Source organism: Streptomyces sp. NPDC093064 (assembly GCF_044754605.1).
Classification (GTDB): domain Bacteria; phylum Actinomycetota; class Actinomycetes; order Streptomycetales; family Streptomycetaceae; genus Streptomyces.
The window spans coordinates 1-7,714 of the sequence record NZ_JBIVPK010000110.1 but is presented as its reverse complement, the minus strand read 5'-3'; the positions used below and the strand labels follow the sequence as shown (position 1 = coordinate 7,714).

The window sequence follows — 7,714 nt, the reverse complement described above, 5'->3', positions numbered from 1 at the left end:
CTCGGCCAGATCAGCCCGATCACTTACGAACAGCGATCAACTACGCTGGCCACCACCGCATAACAACCGGTGTCCACGATCAAGGGTGAAGCCCCACCCAGTCGAACCGCCAGCACCGCTCCCGGCAGGACGCGACGGCGTCCAGTGCCGACTTGCCCGGCCGATACCCGAAGGAGTCCGGGTGGAAGATCTGCTCCACCCGCTCCGACAGATGTCCGGCCACCACCGTCTGCGCGACCCTGTCAGCGACGGTGGGCACCGCCAACACCCTGGTGCCACCCCCGCTCTTGGGGATCGGCACCGCTTTGACGTCCGGCGGGAAGTATGTGCCCGAGGACATCCTGTTCCAGACCTTGTACAAGTTGTTCTTCAGGTCCTTCTCGAACGCCTCGATCGACACCCCGTCCACCCCGGACGATCCCTTGTTCCCTCTCACCTTCACCCAGGCATCCCACACCTCCTGCTTGGAGATGCCGAACGGCTTGGCCGACGCTTTCAACTCGTCCATTCCGCTCCTCCCGGAGAACTTCCGGTTGACCGAACAAACCAGTCACGAACGACCCGACCCCTTCGCTCCACCCCGATTACCGGGGCTTCCCCACTACTACGAGCCGGTCCGCCGGCGCGCCGCGCAACGGTACTCAGCACCCGGCCGGAGGGCTTCCGCACCGGGTTCTCCCTGTCGCCCCGGCCGCTGAGCCAGGGCAGTATCGCGACACGCCTTCCCACGTTCCATGCGAAAGCCGCAGACCGGGCTCGCGCCGCCTTCATGCCGGACACCACCTGGCCAATAAGCGGTCACCCGCCAGGCTTGTCCCGGGATCCTGAAGTCACCCCGGTTTCGATGTCACCTACTACTTACGACACGTCATCAGCGGTTCACTCGCGTTCGCCTTCCCGGTCCCCACCTGATGCCTGACCGGCGCCTTTTCCTCGGACGCTCACCACGACGGTCTGCCGAGTAGCCGAGGGGAATCTCACCCCTCGGCTCTCACAGAACGGAGCGTGACAATCTCTCGTCACTCCGCTCTTGCCACTCTGATCACCAGGCCGATGACGCCACTGTGGTCCAGCTCCAATGCGCGAACATGCGGGGATATCGGTCTGCGATCTCCCACATCTTCTGGAGCGCCTTTCGCAGTGCCGCGAGCTTCTTGTACTTCTGGCGGATCCACCGCACCAAGTAGGCATTGATGCGCATCAGGAGGGGCGTCAGTGCCGACCGGTAGAACCGGCCGAAATACTGCATCCAGCCCCGCACGCTCGGATTTATCCGTCGTGCGAGCTCCACGAAGGAGAGGTCGGACCGGGTGTGGAGCCGCCAACTGCGGACCTCCGCACTGATCCTCTTCAGAGCTTCCTTGCTGATCGCCGGCTCGAATGACGTGAACCGCCTTCCGTGCTTGTCCCGGCTTTCCCTCGGGCGAAACGTGTACCCCAGAAAGGTGAACTCCGTCTGCCCAAAGGGCCGTCGGCGTGTCCCATCCCGGCAGTACACGATCTTGGTCTTGTCGGGATGCAGCCGCAGCCCGACCTCCTCCATCCTGTCCGCCAGCGAGGCCAATACATCTCGGGCCTGGCGCTCCGACACGCAGTGCACGACCGCATCGTCGGCATAGCGTTCGAACGTGATGCCTGGCCACTTCCGGGCCAGCCACGTGTCAAACGCGTAGTGCATGAACAGGTTCGCGAGGACAGGTGAGACTGCCGAGCCCTGTGGGGTTCCGCGATCTCGCATCTGCAAGGTGCCGTCGGGCAGTTGAAGCGGAGCCTGAAGCCACCGCTTCACATACAGGATCACCCAACGGGCGTCGGTGTGCGCTTCCACGGCCTTGATGATGAGGTCCCACCGGACGCTGTCAAAGAACTTCTGGACGTCGAGATCGATCACCCAGTCCCTCTTCCAGCAACGTTTCCGGCAGCGTTCCACTGCATCCAGTGCCGACCGTCCAGGGCGGTAGCCATAGGAATCTTCATGGAATACGGGCTCGACCCGCTTCATGAGATGCCTCGCCACCACGGTCTGGGCGATTCTGTCGGCCACCGTGGGCACACCCAAGATCCTCACGCCGTCTTGGGGTGACGACTTGGGAATCTCCACCGCGCGCACCGGCGGCGGGAAGTAGGTCCCTGATGACATCCGATTCCAGATTTTATAGAGGTTGCCCTTTAGATCCTTCTCGAAGTCCTCGATCGACCGACTGTCCACGCCAGGTGCGCCTCTGTTCGCCTTTACTCCTTCGTATGCCTCCCAGACTTCTCGCTTCGAAATATCAAACGGCTTGCCTGACGACTTCAACGTGTCCATGTAGTTCCTCCCGGGGAGCACCCGGTTGTCTAGATAAACAACGTCACGAATGGCCCGACCCCTTCGCTCCACCCCCCATTACAGGAGCTTCAGCACTACTACGAGCCGGTCCGCCAGCGCGCCCCGCATCGGTACTCAATCCCTTGTGGTGTCCGCCACTTGGGACACTCCCTCTCGCCCACCCCGGTAGGGTGGCAGTATCGGGGCTCGCCTTCTCCTGTTCCATGCGAGAGCGGCAGATCGGGCTCACGTCGTCTACATGCCGGACATCGCCTGGCCAGTAAGCGGATTCCCGCCAGGCTCTTCCCGGAGTTAGCTAAAGACCCCGGTTTTGATGCCATCTGACTGCTTAACGACACTTCAGCAACGATTCGCTTGCGCTCGTCTTCCCGATCCCCACCTGACGCCTCTTGGACGCCTTTTCCTCATCGCTCACCACGACAGTCTTCGGCTAACGCGGCATGAGGTGGTTTGGAATCTCCCTCCGCAGGGCGATTCCGAAGGGCCACAAGACCTTCATCTCTCGCACAGCATCGCTTCCAGAAGCTGTCCTACAACCAACTCCATTTCGCGTTCAGGACACAATCAACCAACGCAGCTCGGGGCGGTTTGACGCCTCCCACCGCAGGGCGACGCCGAAGGGCCACAAGACCTTCATCTTCCGCACAGCACCACATCAAGCAGGGTCTTTGCCTACATCAACCTCACTCTCGGTGTTCGTGGCAAACCTCCAGCTGTAGATCGTGATCTTGTGTCTTGTGGCGGTGAAGGTTGAGCACGTGCCTCCCGACAACGGGAGCGCCTCGACCTGGTCGGAGGTGCCGTAGCGTTACATGTTCTGGCAGGCCTTGGCTTTGAACTCCGCTATGGAGACGGTGATTGTGGATTCGTCGCCGTTGTCCGAGATGCTCTCGTAGAGGACCTTTCCTGCGGTGAGCCGGTCCCGGTCGGCCAGGGTGAAGGAGATGCTGTTCGCTGACCGCGAGTTGTCTTTGGTCCACCCGTAGAGCGTGTAGGTGGTCTTGGCGGTGAGCGGAGCGAGGGATCTGGTTGCGGTCCAGCCAGCAGCAGGAGCGTCGAGGGGCCAGGTAGCGAGACCTGGCGTGAGGGGGCGGTCGGCGGTCCATGAACCGACCGTCACCTGCTTGTTGAGGTCGTCGCTGTCCGCGTAGAGGGTCGCGCCATCGATGTGATGTCCGCAGACCATCATGACGCCGAGCAGATGGCCGTCGGCGGTCACGGAGATGCCGGCGACGGCGTCGGCGGGAACGGTGCATCCTGAGGTTGCGGCCAGGGCCACGCCGACTGCGGCGGCGCCGACGAAGCGCCGGAATACCGGATGTGAAGTGGTCGACCACATGCTTGGCCCCCTGCCCGGGGTGCGCGTGGGCCCCCTGCCCTCGGATGGTAAGGGGCGAGAGGCGTCTGGCCGCAGTGTCGCCACCCATCCGTTGTGCGCTCGTTGTTGCCTTGTAGTCGCTTGGCTGAGTCAGCCCGATCACGGCACTGATGCCCCGGCATCTTCTGCTCAATGATCGGCGGCATGCGATACGGATGCGATCACCGGTGGTCATCGGTGTGTGAAGACAGAAGTTCAGGCGGTGGCCGCAGGTCACTGCATAGATCCAGCCCGCTGGCAGGACATGTTCGAGGCTTTGATGGGCCGCATCGCGGGACGGTTCACCCGAGTGGAACCACGGCGGCGGGCGCGGGAGTTCGTGCTCGGGCTCTTGTCGGACCTGCCACGCAAGAATTGCTGGACGCTGGCCGAGCACGCCGGCGATGCCACCCCGTACGGCCTGCAGCATCTGCTGTCGAGAGCGAAATGGGATGCCGATGCGGTCCGGGACGACCTGCGCAGCTTCGCCATCGAGCAACTGCATGATGAGGATGCGGTGTTGGTGGTCGATGAGACCGGCGACCTGAAGAAGGGCACCGCCACGGTCGGCGTGCAGCGCCAATACACCGGCACTGCCGGGCGCATCGAGAACAGCCAGGTCGCCGTCTACCTCGCCTATTCCAGCCGACGCGGGCACGCGGCGATCGACCGGGAACTGTATGTGCCACGCTCGTGGACCGGCCGACGCGGCCACGGACACCTGCGCCGCGCAGGGTTCTTCGTCCGCCACCCCGTCCGGCTCGTCGGCCGCAGGCAGTGACCAGGGCATCGACAAGGGCTCCGACGCGACGGGCAAGGGAACCGAGGACGCGGCTAGCTCCGGCGCCGACACCGGCAACGGCAACGGCAACGGCAACGGCAACGGCAACCGCAACGGCAAGAGGGAGCCGGTCGGGCAGAGCTGCAGCGCCAACGACATCTCCTGGAGCACCAGGTCCGAGGTTTCCCTGCCGGTCGGCACCATCACTGTCGAAGACCCAATCGTCACCAACTGGCACACCGCCCCGGCGGACGCCGGCACGGTGAGGCGTCGGAACCGGCCGTCGTCGGTCGTGCCGATCGGCGCGGTGTACCCGAACCGGGCGCGTATCCACGGTAATCCCCCGCGCGCCGTCCGGTGGCCCGTCCTGTCGCCGGAGGCGGCGGCCTCCGCAAGCCCGCCCTGCGGCGTCCCCGTGCTCGTGCGCCAAAGCACAGCGCGGCGCCAGGCCGGAACGACAACGGCGTCTGAGCTGCCCCGCCTCGCCCACGCGCTGCGCCAGAGACTCAGCTTGATCATCGGGGCGAGCCGAACGGTGGATCCGGGGCTAAGATCACACAATCGCCATTGCGGTCACCGCACGTCGAGCGGCCGGCGAGGGCTTCATCGCCTCCCCGAACCCCGTACCGAAGGTTCGAGCTCCGGGAGGTTCCGAAAAGGGGAGAGGCAGGGGGACTCACCATGGAAGAGCCGCGTCGCCAAGGCGGGCGATACGAGCTGGGCACGATACTCGGCCGTGGTGGCATGGCCGAGGTCCATCTCGCCCATGACATCCGCCTGGACCGCTCCGTCGCGGTGAAGACGCTGCGGGCGGACCTCGCCCGCGATCCGTCGTTCCAGGCCCGGTTCCGCAGAGAGGCCCAGTCAGCCGCCTCGCTCAATCATCCCGCGATCTGCGGGGTCCACGACACCGGCGAGGACTTCGTCGACGGCGTCGTGATCCCGTACATCGTCATGGAATACGTGGACGGCTCGACCCTGCGCGAGCTGCTGCACAGCGGTCGCACTCTGCTGCCCGAGCGCGCCATGGAGATGACCGTCGGCATCCTCCAAGCGCTGGAGTACTCGCACCGCAACGGCATCGTCCACCGGGACATCAAGCCCGCCAACGTGATGCTCACCCGCACCGGCCAGGTGAAGGTGATGGACTTCGGCATCGCGCGCACGATGGGGGACTCCGGCATGACGATGACGCAGACAGCCGCGGTGATCGGCACCGCCCAGTACCTCTCGCCGGAACAGGCGAAGGGCGAGACCGTTGACGCCCGCTCCGACCTGTACTCCACCGGCTGCCTGCTCTACGAACTGTTCACCGTTCGGCCTCCCTTCATCGGCGACTCCCCGATCGCCGTCGCCTACCAGCACGTACGCGAGGCTCCTCAACCGCCGAGCGTCTTCCGCCCTGAGATCCCCCCCGAGGTGGACGCGATCATCCTGAAGGCGCTGGCCAAGGACCCTGGCTACCGCTACCAGTCCGCCGACGAGATGCGCGCGGACATCGAGGCGTACCTCGACGGCCGGCCGGTCGCCGCGACGACCGCGCTCGGCGCCGTCGGATACGGGTACGGCGGCTACACGGACAGCGCACCGACCACCGCCCTGCCGACGCTGCACCAGCCGCGTCCCGCGTCTACCCAGCAGCCCCCGCAACAGTCCGGCTACAGCGACGACGGCGGCCGCCCGGGCAGCGCCGGCGTCGACGCCGGGTACGCCGATCCGGCCCCCGCCGGAGGCCGACGTCGGTCACTGAGCCCGCCCATCGGCATCGGCGTGGCCGGCCTCGCTCTGATCGGCATTGCCGTGACCACCGCGCTCAGCGTCGGCGGCAACGACCAGCAGCCGGCCGCAGACGCCTCCGCCACCTCGGGCAGCGGCCAGTCCGGGACGGACACCGCACAGGCCCAGGCGAAGTCGCTCGACGCGCTGCTGCAGTCGAGCAACAGCAGCCGCACGGCGGTGATCGACGCGGTCGCCTCCATCAAGCAGTGCAGCAACCTCGCTGGTTCGGCGACCGCCCTGCGCACCGCCGCGAGCCAGCGCGACGACCTGGTCACCAAGCTCTCCCAGCTCACCTTCGACAAACTACCCAACCACGGTGACCTGGTGGCCCAGCTCACCACGGCCTGGAAGGCGTCCGCCGCCGCCGACAACCACTACGCCGCCTGGGCCGACCAGACGGCCGGCACCAACGGCTGCCATAACGGCCACGCGACGAACACCCCCGACCAGGGCAACGCGGCCAGCGAGCAGGCAACCCTTGCCAAGAAGAAGGCTGCCGCCCTGTGGAACCCCATAGCGCAGCAGTACGGTCTCCCTCAGCGCCAGTTCACCGAGCTCTGAGCCGCCGGCCGCCGCAGTGAGCCAGGGCGGCAGGTCGTCGGACAGGGCTCGCCCCACACGAAGCCCGGGGCGGGAAGGCTCGCCTGTTCAACAACCGATCGGTTCCCGGACGCAAGGCACAGAGCCGGAAGCTCCTCAGGGATGCGCGTCCAACAAGGGTGTGCATAAACCGGAAGGGGTCCGAGTGCCCTGCAGCTGACCGGCGAGAGCCGGGGCCTTGTCAGCGGACGACGTCGAACACGTTCTTCTGCAGACCGTTGGCGTAGACCTCGTGCTCGACTAGCTTCAGCTTCTGGGTGTCCTTGTCCGTGGGCTGAAGAGACGCTTGCCCGCGCCGAGCAGGAGCGGGAAGACGAGCAGGTGGTAACGGTCGATCAGGCCGGCGTCCGAAAGAGCCTGGTTCAGGGAGGCGCTGCCATGGACGATGATCGGGCCGCCCTGGGTCTCCTTCACCGCGGCGACGTCGTCGAGCGAGCGCAGGATCGTCGTCTCGCCCCAGTTCGACACCAGGTTGTCCTCGGTCAGGGTGGTGGAGACGACGTACTTCGGCATCACCTTGTAGTCGGCGAAGTCCTCCATGTCTGGCCACACCGGGCTGAACGCCTCGTAACTGGTCCGGCCCATCAGCATCGCGGTGGCTTCCTTCTGCTCCCGGCCCTTGATGTCGAATGCCTCGGGCAGGAACTCGATGTCCTTGAAGGTCCACCCGGCGTTCCGGTAACCGGGCTCGCCGCCCGGGGCCTCCACGACGCCGTCGAGCGAGATGAAAGCGGTGCTGATCAAAGTACGCATCTAAGCCCTCGGTGTCTCATCTTGAAATTAAACCTTCGGTGATCGTTCGGGGATCGAGTGGTTCACCCACATGGGAATCTGCCGGACATGACGACGACCTCCCTTTCACGCTGTG

At 65.3% G+C, this 7,714-nt stretch carries 3 protein-coding genes and 3 pseudogenes; 2 read left to right on the top strand and 4 right to left on the bottom strand.

The window, feature by feature from the left end; translation table 11 throughout:
* Nucleotides 1–79 precede the first annotated feature (79 nt).
* From ACIQFZ_RS42730 to ACIQFZ_RS42720, 3 genes are all read right to left on the bottom strand, one after another.
* A complete protein-coding gene (locus ACIQFZ_RS42730) occupies nt 80–508 on the bottom strand; it encodes a reverse transcriptase domain-containing protein (RefSeq protein ID WP_402693920.1) in 429 nt (142 codons plus the stop codon).
* Nucleotides 509–1,042: 534 nt separating this feature from the next.
* Nucleotides 1,043–2,308 carry a group II intron reverse transcriptase/maturase gene (gene ltrA / locus ACIQFZ_RS42725; protein ID WP_402693919.1) on the bottom strand — a complete coding sequence of 422 codons (1,266 nt, stop codon included), beginning with the start codon at nt 2,306–2,308 and terminating at the stop codon, nt 1,043–1,045.
* A gap of 829 nt (nt 2,309–3,137) precedes the next feature.
* Nucleotides 3,138–3,668, bottom strand: coding sequence for a hypothetical protein (locus ACIQFZ_RS42720; protein WP_402693918.1), 531 nt, complete (start codon nt 3,666–3,668; stop codon nt 3,138–3,140).
* Between the two features lie 298 nt (nt 3,669–3,966).
* On the opposite strand from ACIQFZ_RS42720, the pseudogene ACIQFZ_RS42715 reads away from it, so the two are divergent.
* Both ACIQFZ_RS42715 and pknB read left to right on the top strand, forming a co-directional pair.
* Nucleotides 3,967–4,395, top strand: a pseudogene (locus tag ACIQFZ_RS42715) (IS701 family transposase); the annotation flags it as partial.
* Between the two features lie 753 nt (nt 4,396–5,148).
* Nucleotides 5,149–6,378 (top strand): annotated as a pseudogene (pknB, locus tag ACIQFZ_RS42710) (Stk1 family PASTA domain-containing Ser/Thr kinase); the annotation flags it as partial.
* A 649-nt stretch (nt 6,379–7,027) separates the two neighbouring features.
* On the opposite strand, the pseudogene ACIQFZ_RS42705 reads toward pknB, so the two are convergent.
* A pseudogene (locus ACIQFZ_RS42705) lies at nt 7,028–7,599 on the bottom strand (dihydrofolate reductase family protein).
* Nucleotides 7,600–7,714 lie beyond the last annotated feature (115 nt).